Annotated in this window: 17 protein-coding genes; 13 read left to right on the forward strand and 4 right to left on the reverse strand. The window is 72.6% G+C overall.

All coding sequences use genetic code 11. From position 1 onward, the window contains the following. Positions 1-134: 134 nt before the first annotated feature. Positions 135-1,151, reverse strand: coding sequence for a Gfo/Idh/MocA family protein (locus CP978_RS26815; protein ID WP_043444993.1), 1,017 nt, complete (start codon positions 1,149-1,151; stop codon positions 135-137). A gap of 116 nt (positions 1,152-1,267) precedes the next feature. On the opposite strand from CP978_RS26815, the gene CP978_RS26820 reads away from it, so the two are divergent. The 11 genes from CP978_RS26820 (at position 1,268) to CP978_RS36140 (ending at position 14,831) form a co-directional block, all read left to right on the forward strand. Then, complete coding sequence (locus CP978_RS26820) at positions 1,268-2,017, forward strand: GntR family transcriptional regulator (protein ID WP_043444995.1); 750 nt, start codon at positions 1,268-1,270, stop codon at positions 2,015-2,017. Positions 2,018-2,206: 189 nt separating this feature from the next. Beyond that, the gene (locus tag CP978_RS26825; RefSeq protein WP_043444997.1) at positions 2,207-3,352 is read left to right on the forward strand and encodes an ROK family glucokinase; all 1,146 of its coding nucleotides are present in this window, start codon (positions 2,207-2,209) and stop codon (positions 3,350-3,352) included. Next, positions 3,349-3,936, forward strand: coding sequence for a hypothetical protein (locus CP978_RS26830; RefSeq protein WP_052454304.1), 588 nt, complete (start codon positions 3,349-3,351; stop codon positions 3,934-3,936). The genes CP978_RS26825 and CP978_RS26830 overlap by 4 nt, the downstream gene beginning before the upstream one ends. Positions 3,937-4,111: 175 nt before the next feature. After that, positions 4,112-6,916, forward strand: coding sequence for a DEAD/DEAH box helicase (locus CP978_RS26835; protein WP_043444999.1), 2,805 nt, complete (start codon positions 4,112-4,114; stop codon positions 6,914-6,916). Beyond that, on the forward strand, positions 6,913-9,192 hold the full coding sequence (locus CP978_RS26840) for an SWIM zinc finger family protein (protein WP_150478317.1): 2,280 nt from the start codon (positions 6,913-6,915) through the stop codon (positions 9,190-9,192). Before CP978_RS26835 ends, CP978_RS26840 begins: the two co-directional genes overlap by 4 nt. A 379-nt stretch (positions 9,193-9,571) precedes the next feature. Further along, positions 9,572-10,888, forward strand: a complete 1,317-nt coding sequence (gene pcaDC / locus CP978_RS26850) for a bifunctional 3-oxoadipate enol-lactonase/4-carboxymuconolactone decarboxylase PcaDC (RefSeq protein WP_043445001.1) — start codon at positions 9,572-9,574, stop codon at positions 10,886-10,888. 71 nt (positions 10,889-10,959) lie between these two features. Beyond that, entirely contained in the window at positions 10,960-11,595 is a 636-nt protein-coding gene (locus tag CP978_RS26855) for an MBL fold metallo-hydrolase (protein WP_043445003.1), read from the forward strand. 69 nt (positions 11,596-11,664) lie between these two features. Continuing rightward, positions 11,665-12,444, forward strand: coding sequence for an exodeoxyribonuclease III (locus tag CP978_RS26860; protein ID WP_043445005.1), 780 nt, complete (start codon positions 11,665-11,667; stop codon positions 12,442-12,444). 90 nt (positions 12,445-12,534) lie between these two features. Beyond that, positions 12,535-12,975, forward strand: coding sequence for a DUF6278 family protein (locus CP978_RS26865; RefSeq protein ID WP_043445007.1), 441 nt, complete (start codon positions 12,535-12,537; stop codon positions 12,973-12,975). A gap of 569 nt (positions 12,976-13,544) precedes the next feature. Next, a complete protein-coding gene (locus CP978_RS26870; RefSeq protein ID WP_043449590.1) occupies positions 13,545-14,681 on the forward strand; it encodes a Fic family protein in 1,137 nt (378 codons plus the stop codon). 15 nt (positions 14,682-14,696) lie between these two features. Next, positions 14,697-14,831, forward strand: a complete 135-nt coding sequence (locus tag CP978_RS36140; RefSeq protein ID WP_260421131.1) for a hypothetical protein — start codon at positions 14,697-14,699, stop codon at positions 14,829-14,831. Between the two features lie 92 nt (positions 14,832-14,923). Here CP978_RS36140 and CP978_RS26875 read toward each other — a convergent pair whose 3' ends face one another. From CP978_RS26875 to CP978_RS26885, 3 genes are all read right to left on the reverse strand, one after another. Next, positions 14,924-15,655: a HEAT repeat domain-containing protein gene (locus CP978_RS26875; RefSeq protein WP_043445009.1), complete on the reverse strand. Its 732-nt coding sequence runs from the start codon at positions 15,653-15,655 to the stop codon at positions 14,924-14,926. After that, entirely contained in the window at positions 15,652-15,921 is a 270-nt protein-coding gene (locus tag CP978_RS36145; RefSeq protein WP_043445012.1) for a CPCC family cysteine-rich protein, read from the reverse strand. The genes CP978_RS26875 and CP978_RS36145 overlap by 4 nt, the downstream gene beginning before the upstream one ends. Positions 15,922-16,056: 135 nt before the next feature. Further along, complete coding sequence (locus CP978_RS26885; RefSeq protein ID WP_043445014.1) at positions 16,057-16,743, reverse strand: hypothetical protein; 687 nt, start codon at positions 16,741-16,743, stop codon at positions 16,057-16,059. Positions 16,744-16,887: 144 nt separating this feature from the next. Between CP978_RS26885 and CP978_RS26890 the strand changes: the two genes are divergently transcribed. Both CP978_RS26890 and CP978_RS26895 read left to right on the forward strand, forming a co-directional pair. Beyond that, positions 16,888-17,184, forward strand: a complete 297-nt coding sequence (locus CP978_RS26890) for a hypothetical protein (protein ID WP_043445016.1) — start codon at positions 16,888-16,890, stop codon at positions 17,182-17,184. A 67-nt stretch (positions 17,185-17,251) separates the two neighbouring features. Further along, a complete protein-coding gene (locus CP978_RS26895) occupies positions 17,252-17,881 on the forward strand; it encodes a hypothetical protein (protein WP_043445018.1) in 630 nt (209 codons plus the stop codon). Positions 17,882-17,945 lie beyond the last annotated feature (64 nt).

Genomic DNA, 17,945 nt, shown 5'->3' on the forward strand with positions numbered 1-17,945 from the left:
ATGGCCTCCGGCCCGGACCGGGCGACGGGATCGTCGGGCCGGTGCGAGGCGTCCCCGAGGTACCGTGGTGGGGAGCCCGGCCGGACACGTCGTGGCGGGGAGGTGCCGTGGCGGGAAGCCCGGCCGGGCGCGGGTCACACGGTGCGGGGGGCGTTCTCGATCTCCCCGAGGTTCACCGGGCGTCTCTCCCGGCGGGACAGCTCACAGGCCTCCGCGACGCGCAGCGCCTGGAGCGCCTCACGGCCGTCGCAGGGATTGGCCCGCTCGCCGCACACCACCTCGACGAACGCCGCCACCTCGGCCTCGTAGGCGGGGGCGAAGCGCTCCAGGAAGCCGGTCCAGGGCTTGTCCGCGGGCGGCGGACCGGCGACCTCGGTGGAGGCGATCGGCGTACGGTCGTCCAGACCGACCGCGACCGTGTCCAGCTCGCCCGCCAGTTCCATCCGGACGTCGTAGCCGGCGCCGTTGGTACGGGTCGCGGTCGCCACGGCCAGGGTGCCGTCGTCCAGGGTGAGCACGACCGCGGCCGTGTCCACGTCGTTCACCGCGCGGTACATCGCCCCGCCTGCGTCGGACCCGGTCGCATAGACCTCCACGACCTTGCGGCCGGTCACCCAGCGCACCATGTCGAAGTCGTGGATCAGGCAGTCGCGGTACATGCCGCCGGACAGCGGGAGATACTCGGCCGGCGGCGGCGTCCGGTCGGCCGTGGTCGCACGGACCGTGTGCAGCCGCCCCAGCCTGCCGGAGTGCACGGCCTCCCGTGCGGCCGTGTAGCCCGCGTCGAAGCGCCGCTGGAAACCCATCTGGAGAATCGTCCCGGCGGTGTCGACCTCGGCGAGTGCGGCTAAGGTCCCGGGCAGGTCGAGGGCGATGGGTTTCTCGCAGAACACGGGGAGTCCGGAGCGTGCCGCCCGGCCGATCAGGTCGGCGTGGGCCACCGTCGCCGCGGTGATCACCACCGCGTCCACGCCCCAGGTGAAGATCTCGTCCACCCCGGGTGCCGCGGTCTCGCCCAGCCGGTCCGCCAGCCCCCTGGCCCGGGCCGGGTCGACGTCGGTGACGATGAGCGAGCCGACCTCGCGATGACGGCTGAGCGTGGCCGCGTGGAAGGTGCCGATCCGGCCTGCTCCGATGAGTCCGATGCGCATGGGAACAAGCTGAGGCCGCACCCCCCGGCGTGTCAATTGTTTGTCCTGACAATCGGACTACACAACTTCCCGTCATCAGGCACCGGAGCTACGCTCGCCCCGTGCCCAAACCAGACGTGGACCCGACTGTCTCGCTCCACCTCGGCGTCGACCGGAACAGCCCGGTCCCGTTGTACTTCCAGCTGTCCCAGCAGCTGGAGGCAGCGATCGAGCAGGGCATGCTGACGCCCGGCAGCCTACTGGGCAACGAGATCGAGCTGGCCGCCCGGCTCGGACTCTCCCGGCCCACCGTCCGCCAGGCCATCCAGTCCCTCGTGGACAAGGGCCTGCTGGTACGCCGTCGCGGCGTCGGCACCCAGGTCGTGCACAGCCAGGTGAGGCGCCCGCTGGAACTCAGCAGCCTCTACGACGACCTGGAGGCGGCCGGACAGCGCCCCGCGACCCGGGTGCTCCTCAACACCCTGGTGTCCGCCTCCGCCGAGATCGCCGCCGCACTCGCGGTGCCCGAAGGCCAGGAGGTGCACCGGATCGAGCGGCTGCGCCTCGCCCACGGGGAGCCGATGGCGTATCTCTGCAACCACCTGCCCACCGGCCTGCTCGCCCTCGACAGCGGACAGCTGGAGTCGACCGGCCTCTACCGTCTGATGCGCGCCGCCGGGATCACCCTGCACAGCGCTCGGCAGTCCGTCGGGGCCCGCGCCGCGACCCTGCTCGAGGGCGAGCGGCTGGACGAGCCCGAGGGCGCCCCGCTGCTCACCATGGAGCGCACCACGTTCGACGACACGGGCCGGGCCGTGGAGTTCGGCACCCACACCTACCGCGCCTCGCGCTACTCGTTCGAGTTCCAGCTCCTCGTACGGTCCTGAGCCGGGCCGAACGGGACTCCGCCCCCGACCTCCTCCTCTTCCCTCCTCCCCTCCCCTCTGTCTTCCTTCTGTCCTTCGTCCTGTCCTTCGTCGTCGTGTTCTTCTTCCGGGGGCACCGGCGGTGTGCCCGAGGTCACCGAATCCGTGCCGCCGTGCGGAGGACGCCACGGGTGAGGCAGAATCGGCGCGATGAGCAGCTACCGCGACTTCACGCACCGCGGCACCGCCCGGGCCACCGTCCTGCGGACCGTCGGCACGCGTGAACGCCGATCCCACCTCACGGCGCCGCGTGTTCCCACCGTCGGCATCGACATCGGCGGCACCAAGGTGATGGCCGGGGTCGTCGACGCCGACGGCAACATCCTGGAGAAGCTCCGCACCGAGACGCCGGACAAGTCCAAGAGCCCCAAGGTTGTCGAGGACACCATCGTCGAACTGGTCCTGGACCTCTCCGACCGGCACGATGTGCACGCCGTCGGCATCGGCGCGGCCGGCTGGGTGGACGCGGACCGCAATCGCGTCCTGTTCGCCCCCCATCTGTCCTGGCGCAACGAACCCCTGCGCGACCGCCTCGCCGGTCGGCTCGCCGTGCCCGTCCTGGTCGACAACGACGCCAACGCCGCCGCCTGGGCCGAGTGGCGCTTCGGCGCCGGACGCGGCGAGGACGACCTCGTCATGATCACGCTGGGCACCGGCATCGGCGGCGCCATCCTGGAGGACGGCCAGGTCAAGCGCGGCAAGTTCGGGGTGGCCGGGGAGTTCGGCCATATGCAGGTGGTGCCCGGCGGTCATCGCTGCCCGTGCGGCAACCGGGGCTGCTGGGAGCAGTACAGCTCCGGGAACGCCCTGGTCCGCGAGGCCAAGGAGCTGGCGGCCGCCGACTCCCCGGTGGCATTCGGGATCATCGAGCACGTCAAGGGCAGCGTCGCCGACATCACCGGCCCGATGATCACCGAGCTGGCCCGTGAGGGCGACCCGATGTGCGTCGAGCTGCTCCAGGACATCGGCCAGTGGTTGGGCGTCGGCATCGCGAACCTGGCGGCGGCCCTCGACCCCTCCTGCTTTGTGATCGGCGGCGGGGTCAGCGCGGCCGACGATCTGCTGATCGGCCCGGCCCGGGACGCCTTCCGCCGTCAGCTCACCGGCCGCGGCTACCGCCCCGAGGCCCGGATCGCACGGGCCCAGCTCGGTCCCGAGGCCGGTATGGTCGGCGCCGCGGACCTCGCCCGGCTCGTCGCCCGCCGCTTCCGGCGCGCCAACCGGCGCCGCGTGGAGCGGTACGAACGGTACGAGCGCTATGCGGAGGCGCGTCGCACGGCCAAGGAGGCGCTGTGACGGCGACCACCCCGATACCGCATCAGTCCTCCCCGGTCGGCGAACCGCAGCGTCCCCCGGAGAGCAGGGGGCGGATGATCCGCCGCCGGACGCTCACCCTGCTGATCATCGTGCTGCTCATCGGGGTCCCGGCCGGCTATCTGGTGATCTCGGCCAACCAGAGCCGGGACAGCGGTCGGCTCAAGGAGGCCAAGTACTCGGCGACCGGGCTCACCTCGGCCTGGCCCTCGCGCGTGCAGCGCCGCCTCTACCATGTGGCGATCCCGAAGGGCGCCACCGGTGTCGCGTACTACGAGACGAACAACTGGAAGACCAGTCGTATGTACGCGCAGTTCACCACCAGCGAGGCCGGTCTGACCGAGTTCCTCGGGGCCCTGAAGGTCACCCAGGACGCGCTGAAGCAGGCGGACCTCGCGATCAACGCACGCGACCAGCAGGTCGTCGGCTGGAACTTCGCGGTGGGGAGCACCTGGTACGGGCTGGTCCACACACAGAAGAACCCCGCGCCCACCCTGGACATCATGGTGGACAAGTCCGTGCCGGAGCAGCCCAGGGTGTATGTGGTCTCCCGCACCATTCCCTGACGGTCCCGCCCGTTCCCGGGGGTCTCTTCCCGCCTGTTCCCGAGGGGCCCGCCGGCCCGTTCCTGACGGCCCTGTGCGGGCCCGCGGGTGAGCGGCAGCCGGAGCCGATTGTCAGACCCCGCCCTTACAGTCGAAGACGTTCGATCCGACGGAGCGGCGGGAGGTGACCGGACGTATGACGGACCAGGTGGCTCAGGCCGCCGTGTCCACACGGCTGGCGGCGGTCTTTCTGCCCGCGCCGCTGCCCCGGCAGGGCCGGTTCGCCTTCTGGGACCCGGAGGGCGGCGCACCGCCGCCGGGTGACACCGAGGAGCTGACGGTCGCACGGCGGCACGGGACCGGAGCGCGCCGGGGCACCGTGCCCGCCCTGTCGCTGCCGGTCGCTGAGGCCCTGCCGCTGCTCACCCGGGCCCGGCGCGACCCGGGTGCCCACCCCGCCACCGCCTGCTGGGGCGCGGCGGCGCTGCACGCCCTGCGGCTCGTCGCGCGAGGGCGGCTGCTGCCAGGGCTCACCCCGGACGGATACGACGCCTGGCGGGCCGGACCGCTGGAGCCCGACGACATCACCCACCTCAGAGCGGTCGCCGCCGCCCTCCCGTACGAGGGGCACGCCGTGCCGCTTCCCGGCAAGGGCCCCCTCCAGCTGCCCGAGCCCGAGGACCTGGTGCGCTCCTTCCTGGACGCGGTCGCGGACACCCTGCCGCGTACCCCGGCCGCCGCCCATGCCGTGGGCCGGCCCTTCGCGGCGCGCGCACCACAGCGACTGCCCGGGGCGCACGACTGGGCCGCCGAGGTCGCGGCGGGCATGGACGCGGGGGTGCGGATCTCGCTGCGCCTCGACCTGTCGGCGTACCAGCTGTTCGACGACGGCGAGGGCGCCCACCGCGCCGGGGCCGCGGTGGTGCAGGTGCACAGCCTGGCCGACCCGACCCTGGTGGTCGACGCGGCGGCGCTGTGGGCCGGGGAGGCGGACACGGCCTTCGGCCCCCGGGCGCGGGTGGACGCCGCTCTGGCCGTGCGCCGCGCGGCCCGGGTCTGGCCGCCGCTGGACCGGCTCTCCGCACGGGAGACGCCGGACGTCCTGGAGCTCTCCGAGGATGAGCTGGGCGACCTCCTCGGCGTGGCGGCCGCCCGGCTGGGTGCGGCCGGGGTCGCGGTGCACTGGCCCAGGGACCTGGCACAGGACCTGACCGCGACGGCGGTGGTGCGCCCCGCGCCGGGCTCGGCGACCGACGGCACGGGATTCTTCGAGAGCGAGGAACTGCTCCAGTTCCGCTGGCAGTTGGCGCTCGGCGGCGATCCGCTCACCGACACCGAGATGGACGCGCTGGCAGAGGCCCACCGTCCGGTCGTCCGGCTGCGCGACCAGTGGGTGCTGGTCGACCCGGCGCTGGTCCGCAAGGCACGCAGACGTGAACTGGGCCTGCTCGACCCGGTGGACGCGCTGTCGGTCGCCCTCACCGGCAGTGCGGAGGTCGACGGGGAGACGGTGGAGGCGGTGCCGGTGGGCGCGCTGGCCGCGCTCCGGGACCGGCTGACGGCGGGCATCGTCCCGGTGGAGCCGCCGCCGGGCCTCGCCGCCCGGCTGCGGGCCTACCAGCTGCGGGGCCTGGCCTGGCTGGACCTGATGACCTCCCTCGGCCTCGGCGGCTGCCTCGCCGACGACATGGGGCTCGGCAAGACGGTCACCGTGATCGCGCTGCATCTGCGCCGGGCGCGCCGCGAACCGACCCTGGTGGTCTGTCCGGCCTCGCTGCTGGGCAACTGGCAGCGGGAGATCACCCGCTTCGCCCCCGGCGTCCCGGTCCGCCGCTTCCACGGCGCGGACCGCTCCCTGGACGGCCTGGACGGCGGTTTCGTCCTCACCACCTACGGGACGATGCGCACCGCGGCGACCCGCCTGGCCGAGCAGCCCTGGGGCCTGGTCGTCGCGGACGAGGCCCAGCACGTCAAGAACCCCAGCTCGGCGACGGCGAAGGCGCTGCGCACCATTCCGTCCCCGGCACGCGTGGCCGTCACCGGCACCCCCGTGGAGAACAACCTCTCCGAGCTGTGGGCGCTCCTCGACTGGACCACCCCCGGGCTGCTCGGCCCGCTGAAGTCCTTCCGCGCCCGGCACGCACGCGCGGTGGAGAACGGCGAGGACACCGAGGCGGTGGAGCGGCTGGCCCGGCTGGTCCGCCCGTTCCTGCTGCGCCGCAAGAAGTCCGACCCGGGCATCGTCCCCGAGCTCCCGCCGAAGACGGAGACGGACCATCCGGTGCCGCTCACCCGAGAGCAGGCCGCGCTCTACGAGGCGGTGGTCCGGGAGTCGTTGCTGGCGATCGAGACGGCGGAGGGCATCGCCCGGCGGGGCCTGGTGCTCAAGCTGCTCGGGGCGCTCAAACAGATCTGCGACCATCCGGCGCTGTATCTGAAGGAGGACCCGGGCAGGGCCGCGGGCCTCCCCGCCCGGTCCGGGAAACTCGCCCTGCTGGACGAGCTGCTGGACACCCTGCTTGCGGAGGACGGCTCGGCGCTGGTCTTCACCCAGTACGTCGGCATGGCCCGGCTGATCACCAGGCATCTGGCCTCCCGGGCGGTGCCCGTCGACCTGCTGCACGGGGGCACTGCGGTGCCCGAGCGGGAGCGCATGGTGGACCGCTTCCAGAGCGGCGCCACACCGGTCCTGGTCCTCTCCCTCAAGGCCGCCGGCACCGGCCTGAACCTCACGCGCGCGGGCCATGTCGTCCACTTCGACCGCTGGTGGAACCCGGCGGTGGAGGAACAGGCCACGGACCGCGCCTACCGCATCGGGCAGACCCAGCCGGTCCAGGTCCACCGTCTGATCACCGAGGGCACGGTCGAGGACCGCATCGCTGAGATGCTGGAGGCCAAGCGCGCGCTGGCCGACGCGATCCTGGGCTCCGGCGAGTCGGCCCTGACCGAACTGACCGACCGTGAGCTGTCGGACCTGGTGTCGCTGAGGAGGACGGTATGAGCGGGGCGGGGGAGGAGCGGCCCGGAGCGAGCGGCGCGGCGCGTCCCGCCGACGGGGCGCGCCGTGCGCTGTGGGCCGCCCGGGAGCGGGAGCCCTCGGGCGGGGTGCCTCCGGGGGAGGCGAACGCCGTCGAGCCGGGGGAGGCCGGGATCGGCGGGGGCGTGGGGCCGGGGGCGCGACCGGGGGACGCGGCGCGCGCGGCACTGCGGCGGGCGACCGCGGAACGCCGCGGTGGCATACCGGGGCCGGGGTCCGGGGCGGACGAGGGAGCATCGCCGGAGCCCGCACCCGCGCCCCCGGCCGTTCCCGCGCCCCCGGCTGTTACCGCGCCCCCGGCCGTTCCCGCGGAGCCCGCTCCGGCGTCCGAGGCCCCGCGAACTGCCGCGTCGGCGTCCGGGTCCGAGGGCGCCGCGGCGTCCGCGGCCCCGCGCACCGCCCCGGCCGCGCGCCCCGGCGATGCCGCACGCCAGGCCTTGCGCGCTGCCCGGGCACAGGCCGCCAGGGAGCAGGCATCCAGGGAAGAAGCCTCCAGGGAAGAAGCCTCCGGGGCAGAGGCCGCTCCGGGGCGGGACGAGACCGGGACCGCGGTGCAGGCCGGAACCGCAGAAGCGGCCGACACGGTCAGGGCGAGCCATGTGGTCGAGGCGGGCGGAGCGGCACGGGCCGTCGGGGCGGTCGGCCGGCCCGGTGCCTCGGGCACCCGGGGCCGCCCGGACCGGGGCGCCCGTGCCCGCGCGAGCCGCCCCCGAGCCCGTGCCCGTGAGGCCGGCGCCCCCGTCCAGGGCATAGGGGAACTCCTCGCCGGTGTGTTCGGACCGCCGGAGTCGGTGGCAGCCCGGGCCGGGACCGCGTTCCCCGAGCGGGTCGCCGGATCCGAGCGGACGGAGGCACCCCCGCCCACCGGGCACCACGCACCCGAACACTGGAGCGGACAGGCGCATCCCGACCCGCCCCGGAGCCCCCGTGGCACCCCGGAGGCCGCGCCCGCACCGGCCCGTTACCCGTCCTCCATGGCCGCCCCCGGCCGGGACGGCGAGCTGCGGCGCACCTTCGCGGCCCTCCCCGCGCGCCCGGCGGGCGAGAGCGAGCAGTTCGCCGGGACCTGGTGGGGCAACGCCTGGGTGGACGCCCTGGAGGAGGGCGCCCTGGACGCGGCGCGCCTGGCACGCGGCAGGGTCTACGCGGACCGCGGCAAGGTGGACGCCATCACCGTCACCCCCGGTCTCGTCCTGGCCTACGTCCAGGGGAGCCGTCCACGCCCCTACCGGGTGCAGGTGCGGCTGCGGACGTTCTCCGACGAGGAGTGGGACCGCTTCCTGGACGCCGCCGCCGAGCAGCCCGGACATATCGCGGCACTGCTGGACCGGCAGATGCCGAGGTCCCTCGCGGAGTGCGGCGTCCGGCTGCTTCCCGCCCCCGGCGACCTCGAACCGCGGTGCGGCTGCCCCGACACCGGCCACCCCTGCAAGCACGCGGCGGCCGTCTGCTATCAGACCGCCCGGCTGCTCGACCGGGACCCCTTCGTCCTGCTTCTGCTGCGCGGCCGCGGCGAGCGCCCGTTGCTCGAGGCGCTGTCCCGGCGCAACGCGGCGCGCGCGGCCCGGGCCGCCCGGGAACGGAAACCCGCGCCCCTCCCCGGCGTACGCGCCCGTGACGCCATGGCCCGGCAGGAGCTGCCGCCGCTCCCCGCCCCGCTGCCGCCGCCCGCCCACCCCGAGCAGCCGCCGGTCTACCCGGGAGCGCCCGGCGGCCCCGACGCCTTCGCCCTGGACCAGCTGGCCACCGACGCGGCGGCCCGCGCGCATGTCCTGCTGACCACCGGGCAGGACCCCGTCGCGGAACTGACGCCGTGGCAGGACGCGGTACGGCTCGCCGCGGCCCGCCCCGGCTCGGGCCTGACCGCCGGCACCCGTGAGCTGTACGCCTCGCTGGCCGCCGCCACCGGGCGCAGCACGGCCGACCTGGCACGGGCGGTGGCCGCATGGCGGCAGGGCGGACGGACGGCACTGGCCGTGCTGGAGGAGCCCTGGGATCCGCCGGCCGGACGCTTCGACCGCGCCCGCCCCCTGCTGCTCGCCGCCGACCTGCCCGCGTTCCGCCCCTGGCGCAACCACCTCACCCACCCGGGCGGCCACCTCCAGCTCCGCCTCGGCCGGAACGGCCTCTGGTACGCCTACGAGTCCGAGCCGGCCCGCGAGGACTGGTGGCCCCGGGGCACCCCGGACCCGGACCCGGTCGGCGCCCTGACCGGCCTGGGAGCCCTGGACGGCCCATGACCCGGCGGTCCCCCGGGGCTTCGGCACACGCCCCGGGCGCCCGCCGGCGGCGGACGAAAATCCGCCAGTGCCCCGAACGAGTCGGCCCCCGCGGGGAGAGGCGTATAGCCTCTTGTGCCGACCGGGGCTGTGCGGGACCCGTCCGTACGACGTCCGCGCGTCGTGCCTCGGGCGCCCCGCGGACAACGGCGTACCGGATCACCTCCTTGCTCGTTGGACAGGGCGCGCCCCTGTGGAGACGGCAGAGAAAGACGGCAAAGAAGTGGTATGTCAAGCCAGATGCGGAAGATCTGCGCGAGGCCGCCACAACGTGGGAGGGTCTGCACAGTGCCCCAACCCCGGTACGTGAGAAATTGTGAGATGTGAGAGCGTGAGTCGAGTGAGTGAGACGACTGCCGCACCCCTGCAATACCGCTTTGACGGGCCAGAAGACGCCCCGGTCCTGATCCTCGGCCCCTCGCTCGGGACGACATGGCACATGTGGGACCGGCAGATCCCGGAACTCGTCAAGCAGTGGCGGATCTTCCGGTACGACCTGCCCGGGCACGGCGGCGCCCCCGCGCACCCGGCGCTCTCCGTCGCCGATGTCACCGCCCGGCTGCTGGCCACGCTCAACGGGCTCGGTGTGCAGCGCTTCGGCTATGCGGGCTGCGCGCTCGGCGGGGCCGTCGGGATCGAGTTGGCGCTGCGTCACCCCGAACGCCTCGCCTCGCTCGCCCTGATCGCCGCCTCGCCCCGCTTCGGCACGGCCGACGAGTTCCGTCAGCGCGGGGTGATCGTCCGGACGAACGGGCTCGACCCCATCGCCCGGACCTCCCCGGAGCGCTGGTTCACCGGGGGGTTCGCGGCCGCCCAGCCCGCGATCACCGAGTGGGCGGTGCAGATGGTGCGCACCACCGACCCCGGTTGCTATATCGCCGCCTGCGAGGCGCTCGCGACCTTCGACGTGCGGTCCGAGCTCGGCCGGGTCGGCGTACCGACCCTGGTCCTGGTCGGCTCCGAGGACCAGGTCACCGGGCCCGCCGAGGCCCGCACCCTGGTCGCCGGGATTCCGGACGCCCGGCTCGCGGTGGTGCCCGGCGCCTCCCATCTGGTGCCCGTCGAGCAGCCCGCAGCGGTCACGGACCTGCTGGTGCGCCATTTCTCGACCGCGTGGCAGCCGGCGTTCGACGCGTCGACCGGGCAGCTGACGGCGGTCGCGATGTCCCCGATGTCCCCGATGTCCCCGCCCAGGCCGGTGCCGGTGGCGCCCCTGCCGGTCGCACCCCTGGCCGAGATCGCCCCGCCCGTCGCGCCCCCGGAGCCCGAGGGCGGAACCGACCGGTACGACGTGGGCATCAAGATCCGGCGCGAGGTGCTGGGCGACGCCCATGTCGACCGGGCGCTGTCCATGGCGGACGACTTCTCCGGCGACTTCCAGGAGTTCATCACCCGGTACAGCTGGGGCGAGATCTGGGACCGGCCCGGTCTGGACCGGCGCACCCGCAGCTGCATCACGATCAGCGCCCTGGTCGCGGGCGGCCATCTGGACGCGCTGGCCGCCCACACCCGTGCGGCCCTGCGCAACGGGCTCACCCCGGCGGAGATCAAGGAGGTGCTGCTCCAGTCGGCGGTCTACTGCGGTGTACCGGCCGCGAGCAGCGCGTTCACGGTGGCGCAGCAGATCATCCAGGAGGAGACCACCCCGCAGGGCTGAGCGCCGGCCGGACCGCCCGGAGCTTTCCCGCCGTCGTGCCCCGGCCGCTCGGGCCGGGGCACGATGGACCCATGAAGCTCACCAAGAAGTCGCATGCCTGCATCCGGCTCGAGAAGGACGGGCGGACGCTCGTCATCGACCCCGGCGCCTTCAGCGAGCCGGACGCCGCGGTCGGCGCCGACGCGATCCTGGTCACCCATGAGCACCCCGACCACTTCGACGAGGGGCGGCTGCGGGCCGGCCTGGAGGGCAACCCGGGCGCCGAGATCTGGACCCTGGCCTCCGTCGCGGAGAAGCTCTCGGCGGCCTTCCCGGGCCGGGTGCACACCGTCGGGCACGGCGACACCTTCACCGCCGCGGGCTTCGACGTCCAGGTGCACGGTCGGCTGCACGCCGTGATCCACCCCGACATCCCGCGCATCACCAACGTCGGCTATCTGATCGACGACGGTACGGTCTTCCACCCCGGCGACGCGCTCACCGTCCCGGACCAGCGGGTGCAGACGCTGATGCTTCCGGTGATGGCCCCCTGGAACAAGATCGCCGAGGTGATCGACTATGTGCGCGAGGTCGAGCCGCGGCGTGCCTACGACGTCCATGACGCGCTTCTGACCGACCTCGCCCGCCCGATCTACGACAACCAGATCGGCGCGCTGGGCGGCACCGAGCATCTGAGGCTGGCGCCGGGCGCGTCGGCGGAGCTCTGAGCGGCCGGGCAGGCGCCGGCTCCCGGGCGCCGGGAGGCGATGTCGGTGCCGCCGGGTAGGTTGGCAGTCATGCGCATCGCCACCTGGAACGTGAACTCGATCACCGCCCGCCTCCCCCGCCTCCTCGCCTGGCTGGAGAGCAGCGGCACGGACGTGCTGTGCCTCCAGGAGGCCAAGATCGCCGAGGAGCAGTTCCCGTACGAGCCGCTGCGGGAGCTGGGGTACGAGGCGGCGGTCCACGCCACCGGCCGGTGGAACGGCGTCGCGGTGCTCTCCCGTGTCGGCATCGAGGACGTGGTCAAGGGCCTGCCCGGGGACCCGGGGTACGACGGTGTCCAGGAGCCCCGGGCCATCTCCGCGACCTGCGGCCCGGTCCGCGTCTGGTCGGTCTATGTGCCCAACGGCCGTGAGGTGGGGCACCCGCACTACGCCTACAAGATCCAGTGGTTCGAGGCGCTGAAGGCGGCGGTGGCGGGCGACGCGGGCGGCAGCCGCCCGTTCGCGGTGCTGGGCGACTACAACGTGGCGCCGACCGACGACGACGTCTTCGACACGGCGGCCTTCGAGGGCCAGACCCATGTCACCCCGGCCGAGCGGGCCGCCCTGGCGGAGCTGCGGAGCACGGGCCTGACGGATGTCGTGCCGCGCCCGCTCAAGTACGACCAGCCCTTCACCTACTGGGACTACCGCCAGCTCGGCTTCCCCAAGAACCGCGGTATGCGCATCGACCTGGTGTACGGCAACGAGCCGTTCGCCAAGGCGGTCAAGGACGCCTATGTGGACCGGGAGGAGCGCAAGGGCAAGGGCGCCTCGGACCACGCACCGGTCGTGGTGGACCTGGACGCGTAGCGGCCCCGGGGGCTGCCCTGTGCCGACCGGCGCGAGGAGGTCCGCGCGCCCCGTAGTGCGACCCGTACCGCCGGTGCCACGCTGGGATGCATGAACATCCCTTTCCTGGTCAACTGGCGCAAGAACCGCGGCCCCGCCGCCGGTGTCGCGGTGTTCTCCGACGACGACGCCGATGCGGCCGGTGTCGCCGGGCTGCTCTCCGAATGCGAGCTGTTGCGCTCCCACGCCGGGCAGGCGGGCGTCGAACTCGACGACTCCGCCGCCTCGTTGGAGGCACTCGACCAACTCGTCCCGCGCTGGCGCGACGACGAGGAGATCCTGCCCTGGCTCGGGAACGACGCGGGCCTCTACCTGGGTACCGTCATCGTGCGCACGGTCGCGGGCGCCGCCTGGAGGATCCGGTCCGACGGGCACCCCGTGGTCCGGCTGGCCTCCGGCCGTGAGGTGGATGTGGTCGCCGACGGCCATACCTGGGCCGCCACCGGGGCGCCCGAACTCTCCCATGTCTATGCGGAGGTGACGGAGATCTGACCCGCCGTCCCCGCGACCGCCGCCCGAAATGGTGCGCCCCGCCCGGAAACCGCCTGCCGTCCCCCGAGGCGTTCCCCCACGCCGGGAAGGGCATCACAGCGAACCTCGACTACGATATAGCGCTCATCCCCTTGGTGATGGTGTCCCCACCGATCCACGCCGGGATGTGCCATGTCGCTACTTCCGGTACCCGCAGTGGGCGTCCCGGCGGGAGCGGCGCAGTCCCCCGACGAAGACCGCGGACGCCGTCCCGGCCGCGCCGGGGACGTTGCTGCCGGGTGGGGTTCCCCCACGGCCCCGGGCCCCGGGGAACACGAGCGGCAGCCACAGGGCCATGCCCGGCCGGCGGCAGCCGGAGATCACTGTTCGCACAGCGAACGGTCCCGGGGGAGGGACCGTCCGAGGCCCGAACGGAAGGTCAGCTGCCCGCCGGACGGGTTGTGCTCACCCCGACCGGGACCGAGCCCGCCCCGACAACAGCTGGGCCTGCCCCATGGTCGGCGAAGGACTGCCCGCGCGGACCACGCTGGCGCATTGACGTAATGTTTGCGTCAAAATATCGTGTGGGTGTGCTCTTCCCCACGCCTGCTCTCAACGTCGAGGATCAGCGGGTTCTCGGTGAGATCGAAGACCTTCGCCACTCGTTGCGCCTGCGGGTGAGGTCAACTCCGGTGAAGTGGACCGAACGGCTGCGCAATTTCTTGACCGCCGATGCGGTGGCGGCCTCCAACTCGATCGAGGGCTTCACAGTGTCCACGGTCGACGTCGAGGACCTTCTGGAGGGTGAGCGGGACGTCGATGTCTCCGAGGAGGACCGTGAGGAGACGCTCGCTTATCAGCGGATGATGACCTACCTCCAGACGCTGCACGATGTCGCGGACTTCCGTTACAGCAAGGAGTTGCTCAACGCGCTCCACTGGATGCTCCAGGGACACCGGCACACCCCGCGCAAGCCCGCCGGGCAATGGCGGCGCGGAGCGGTCCATGTGACAGATGCCCGCGACCCCGGCATCGCGGCCTACACGGCGCCGGATGCGGCCGATGTGCCTGCGCTGATGGGCGAACTGGCGGAGTGGCTGAACGCGGACGACGGCACCCATCCGCTGGTACGGGCCGCCATGGCGCATCTGCACCTCGTCTCCATCCACCCGTGGGCGGACGGAAACGGCCGCATGTCCCGGTCTCTTCAAACACTGATGATTGCGAGAGAGGGACAACTGGCCCCCGAGTTCTCCTCGATCGAGGCCTGGCTGGGTCGCCCAGGCAACACCTGGGAGTACTACCGCGAGTTGCAGCGCCGGGGTGCCACCTACCACCCCGACCAGGACGTTTCCGACTGGATTCGCTTCAATCTCACCGCCTACCACCAGCAGGCCCAGACCGTACGCAGTCGTCTGGACCGTTCGAGCCGGGTGTGGCTCCTGCTCGGTGAGTTCGCGGAGGCCCGGGGGCTGGACGAGAGGGTCGTCTCCGCCCTGCATGATGTGGCGATGTCCGGGCGGGTGCGTCGTACACGCTATGAACGAGCGGAGGATCTGAGCCTGCAGCGGGCTCAACGCGACCTGCGGGACCTGGTCGCGGGCGACGTCCTGACACCGGTCGGCCGTACCCGCGCCCGCTTCTACACCACCGGCCCCGCCTTTCCGGAGTCAGCCCTGGAAGCAGCCCGGACGCCCCTGCCGCTGGCCGATCCGTACACCCGCTGAGGACGTCCGGCGATCGTGTCCGCCGACGCCGCGGTATCTCCCGGAGCCCGCGACGGCACAGGTCGCGGCGGAGGCAAGCTGGGGACCGATGCCGAGATCCGCTGGCGGGCCGTTCAGGAACTGCTCGCCTCGGGCGCCGCCGCGCTTTGAATACGTCGAGACGGTGGGATTCGCCACCGGCGATCGATGTCGAAGCCGCCCGGCCAGGCCGGCGTGGCGCAGGGTGCTGGAAGGGGACGGAGTCACCTCTCCGGGTACAGGTCGGTGCGGTCGATCCAGGTGGGGGCGACGAAGACGGTGTCGCCGGCGGGGGCTTCGGAGGCTTCCAGCAGGGACCATGTACGGGCCTCTTCGACCAGGTGCTCCCAGGGCACGGTCCAGTCGAGTTCCCAGTCCGGGCCGGGGTTGGTGACCCTGGAGGTGGACCCGCCGTTCACGCGCCAGAACTGGGAGTAGAGGATCACCTGGGCGTGGTCGGCCAGATCGTTGATGATCTCGGTGAAGTGGGCCGAGGGCCAGCCGGGGGCGTCATCCGCGGCGGTGGCGCGTAGGCGCGCGGTGAGCGGTGGGACGACGGGGGTGCGTGCGCCGAGTTCGGTCAGGGCCCAGCGGATGCCGCCCGGCTCGGTCCAGTCCGGTGGGGTCGCGCGGTCCAGGCAGGCGCGGTACGCGCGGCGCAGGGGCTCGACGGCGCCGTCGACATCCAGGCTCGCCAGGGCCATGGCCGCCCATTCGCGGACGGTCGGGTTGTCGCTGTTCAGCAGTCCGATGAGGGCAGGGCCGCAGCGGGGATCGCCCACCTCCGCGAAGACCTCGATGGCGGTCAGCTGCCCGAAGTCGCCGAGGGAGGGCAGTCCGTCGACGATGGCGGGGATGGCGTCGGAGCCCATGCCGATCAGTTCCGCGCGGGCGTCGTACGACGGGCCGCTCGAGTCGTCGAGCTGCTGGATGAGTCTCTCGATACGGGAGGTCATGAGGCGGAGTGGTCGCGGCGCCAGAAGGTGGGAAGCCACCAGCAGAGCGCTGAGGGGTCTGCCGGCCGCGGGGCCCGGTCCTTCGCTCCCCAGATCTCGAAGGAGTCCGACCGTCGGCCCTGCTGGTCGCACGCGCCGAAGTCCCGGTGGTTGTGCCGGGCCTCGATCAGGGAGGTCTTGTTCGCCCCGGGGCGGATTGCGTGGGACCCGGGCGTCTTGTCGAGTACGAGGTGGCCGCAACAGGGGCAGGGATGACGGGGGTTCACTCTCGCAGTCTCGTCGAGAGGCCGGTCCCGGGGCCATTCATTTCCAGAGTGGTTGTGGTCCCGCCCCCCGCGGCACCTTGCAGCGGGACCGTCGCGCCTCCACGACGCCTGCCGGCGCCGCTCCGGCCCCCCGCTCTACTGAGGCGCGCTCGCCCCTTGTTCGGCCTTCTCTCCGGTGGGGCCCACCGCGAACCATGTGCCGCCCACGCCCTGTCCGTTCAGGTCGCCCGGCCTGCTGTCGCCGGAGAAGCGGTAGACCGGCCAGCCGCCGACGGTGAGCTGGACCTGGCCGTCCTGGCGGCGGATCGCTCCGACGTCCTTCTGGTCCACGCCCGCCAGATAGACATTGCCGCCCTCCTTGATGGTCACCGGAGGCCACTGCACGGCACAGTCGTCGTTGCAGTTGGACTGCGACGGCTGGGCCGTGTCCTTGTCGAAGCGGTACAGCGCGGCCTGGTTGATGTTGATCAGGTGCGGCGAGAAGAGCGGCGCCGAGGTCACCGCCGACAGCTGGACCCACTTCGGAGGCGCCTCCTGGACGGCGGTGCCTGTTACGGTGCCGCCGTTGCCGTTCAGGCCGGCGTCCTGAGCGGTGGAGTCGACGACCTGCAGCGCGGTGTTGTCCCCACTCCGGCCGTCCGCCGCGGCCGGGGAGGACGCCGGTGCCGGGGCCGAGGCCGTCTGCGGAGTGCTGTCGCCGATCTGGATGGTCTTGCCGCAGGCGGACAGGCCCGCGACGCCGCACAGGACGAAGGCGAAGGTGACGGCGGTCCGGCGTGCGGTGGTGCTGCGGAACGGCAGGCCGGTGAGAAGCGAGGTCATGCCTGCTACACGAGACAGAAGCACGAAAGGTTCGATGCGTCCGGCGACCGCCGCGAAAAACCTCCGGAGGTGAACGATCCGGGCCCCTGGACCCGTGTTGTACACACAGGTGAATCCTCATCGCACCGGAACAGGTACTCAAAGATGGCTTCGGACATCAACATTCCCGGGAGTGAACTCCGGGAGGCCCAGGAGATGCTGGGCTTTGTGCACGACTTCATCGACATCGGACACCACACGTTCGACTTCGATGCGGCCTTCGGCCGGGAGCTGTCCCGGGGTTCCGCCCAGAACTTCGAGAACAGGTGGGAGGACGGCAAGCACCAGCTGCAGAAGCAGGTGCAGGGCATCAGGGACGCGATCGGCAGCATTCTGGACTCGTTCGAGAAGACCGATCTGGACGCCGTGTCCAACCTGGACAGCGGCAGCGACGGGGCCTGAGCCGCGGCCGGCTCGGGAGGCGGCGGTGAGGAGTGTGTTCGATGGCGGACGAGACGATCGGTGACCGATGAGTACTGCTGCACGGCGCTTTGTGCTTGACATACCGGATCTGTGGAACCAACTGGACCTCACCGGCGAGGACCTGGCCCAGGTGCGTGCGCGGGCACTGGCCTCGACCCGGGACCCCCTGGAGAAGGCCCGGATCAACGACATGTTCCGTCAGGGACGGGAGGTGACCCGGGCCGCACGCCGCCATGGAGCGGTGCTGGCGGTGGGGACGGCGACGATGTATCCCGAGGGCCTCTTCATGGCGTACGGGATGGTGTTCGCCGTCACCACTCCGCAGGGTGAGGAGCTGACGCTGCCGGTGCTGTCCGCGCGGCTCGGCGTCTCCTCGGCGACCGGGGCCGCGCCGAAGGACCGGGTCATCACCTCCGTGGACGTGCCCCATGTGGGCACGGTGGCCCGGGTGACCGGTACCGAGGTGACCCGGCTGACCGGGGACATCGACGTCAAGCTGCTCACGATGCACACCATGATGCCGGTGCCGGGCACCACCGAGGACTTCCTCGTGGTCACCTTCGCCAGCCCCAATCTGCCGCTGAAGAGCGAGGCGTACGACCTGTTCGACGCCATCACCAGCACCTTCCGCTTTGTGACGGACGACGGTGTCCAGGTCACCCGGGACGGCGGCTGAGGCGTCGCCGCCTGACCGGCGCCCACGACGGGACGCACGGCGGGACGTACGACGGAACGGAGGA

Source organism: Streptomyces nodosus (assembly GCF_008704995.1).
Classification (GTDB): Bacteria; Actinomycetota; Actinomycetes; order Streptomycetales; family Streptomycetaceae; genus Streptomyces; species Streptomyces nodosus.

Bases quoted from the DNA above. Each gene is read 5' to 3' on its own strand.
- CP978_RS26815 (WP_043444993.1), bottom strand. From the start codon at position 1,151: ATGCGCATCGGACTCATCGGAGCAGGCCGGATCGGCACCTTCCACGCG.
- CP978_RS26825 (WP_043444997.1), top strand. From the start codon at position 2,207: ATGAGCAGCTACCGCGACTTCACGCACCGCGGCACCGCCCGGGCCACC.
- CP978_RS26835 (WP_043444999.1), top strand. From the start codon at position 4,112: ATGACGGACCAGGTGGCTCAGGCCGCCGTGTCCACACGGCTGGCGGCG.
- CP978_RS26840 (WP_150478317.1), top strand. From the start codon at position 6,913: ATGAGCGGGGCGGGGGAGGAGCGGCCCGGAGCGAGCGGCGCGGCGCGT.
- CP978_RS26855 (WP_043445003.1), top strand. From the start codon at position 10,960: ATGAAGCTCACCAAGAAGTCGCATGCCTGCATCCGGCTCGAGAAGGAC.
- CP978_RS26860 (WP_043445005.1), top strand. From the start codon at position 11,665: ATGCGCATCGCCACCTGGAACGTGAACTCGATCACCGCCCGCCTCCCC.
- CP978_RS26865 (WP_043445007.1), top strand. From the start codon at position 12,535: ATGAACATCCCTTTCCTGGTCAACTGGCGCAAGAACCGCGGCCCCGCC.
- CP978_RS26875 (WP_043445009.1), bottom strand. From the start codon at position 15,655: ATGACCTCCCGTATCGAGAGACTCATCCAGCAGCTCGACGACTCGAGC.
- CP978_RS26885 (WP_043445014.1), bottom strand. From the start codon at position 16,743: ATGACCTCGCTTCTCACCGGCCTGCCGTTCCGCAGCACCACCGCACGC.
- CP978_RS26890 (WP_043445016.1), top strand. From the start codon at position 16,888: ATGGCTTCGGACATCAACATTCCCGGGAGTGAACTCCGGGAGGCCCAG.
- CP978_RS26895 (WP_043445018.1), top strand. From the start codon at position 17,252: ATGAGTACTGCTGCACGGCGCTTTGTGCTTGACATACCGGATCTGTGG.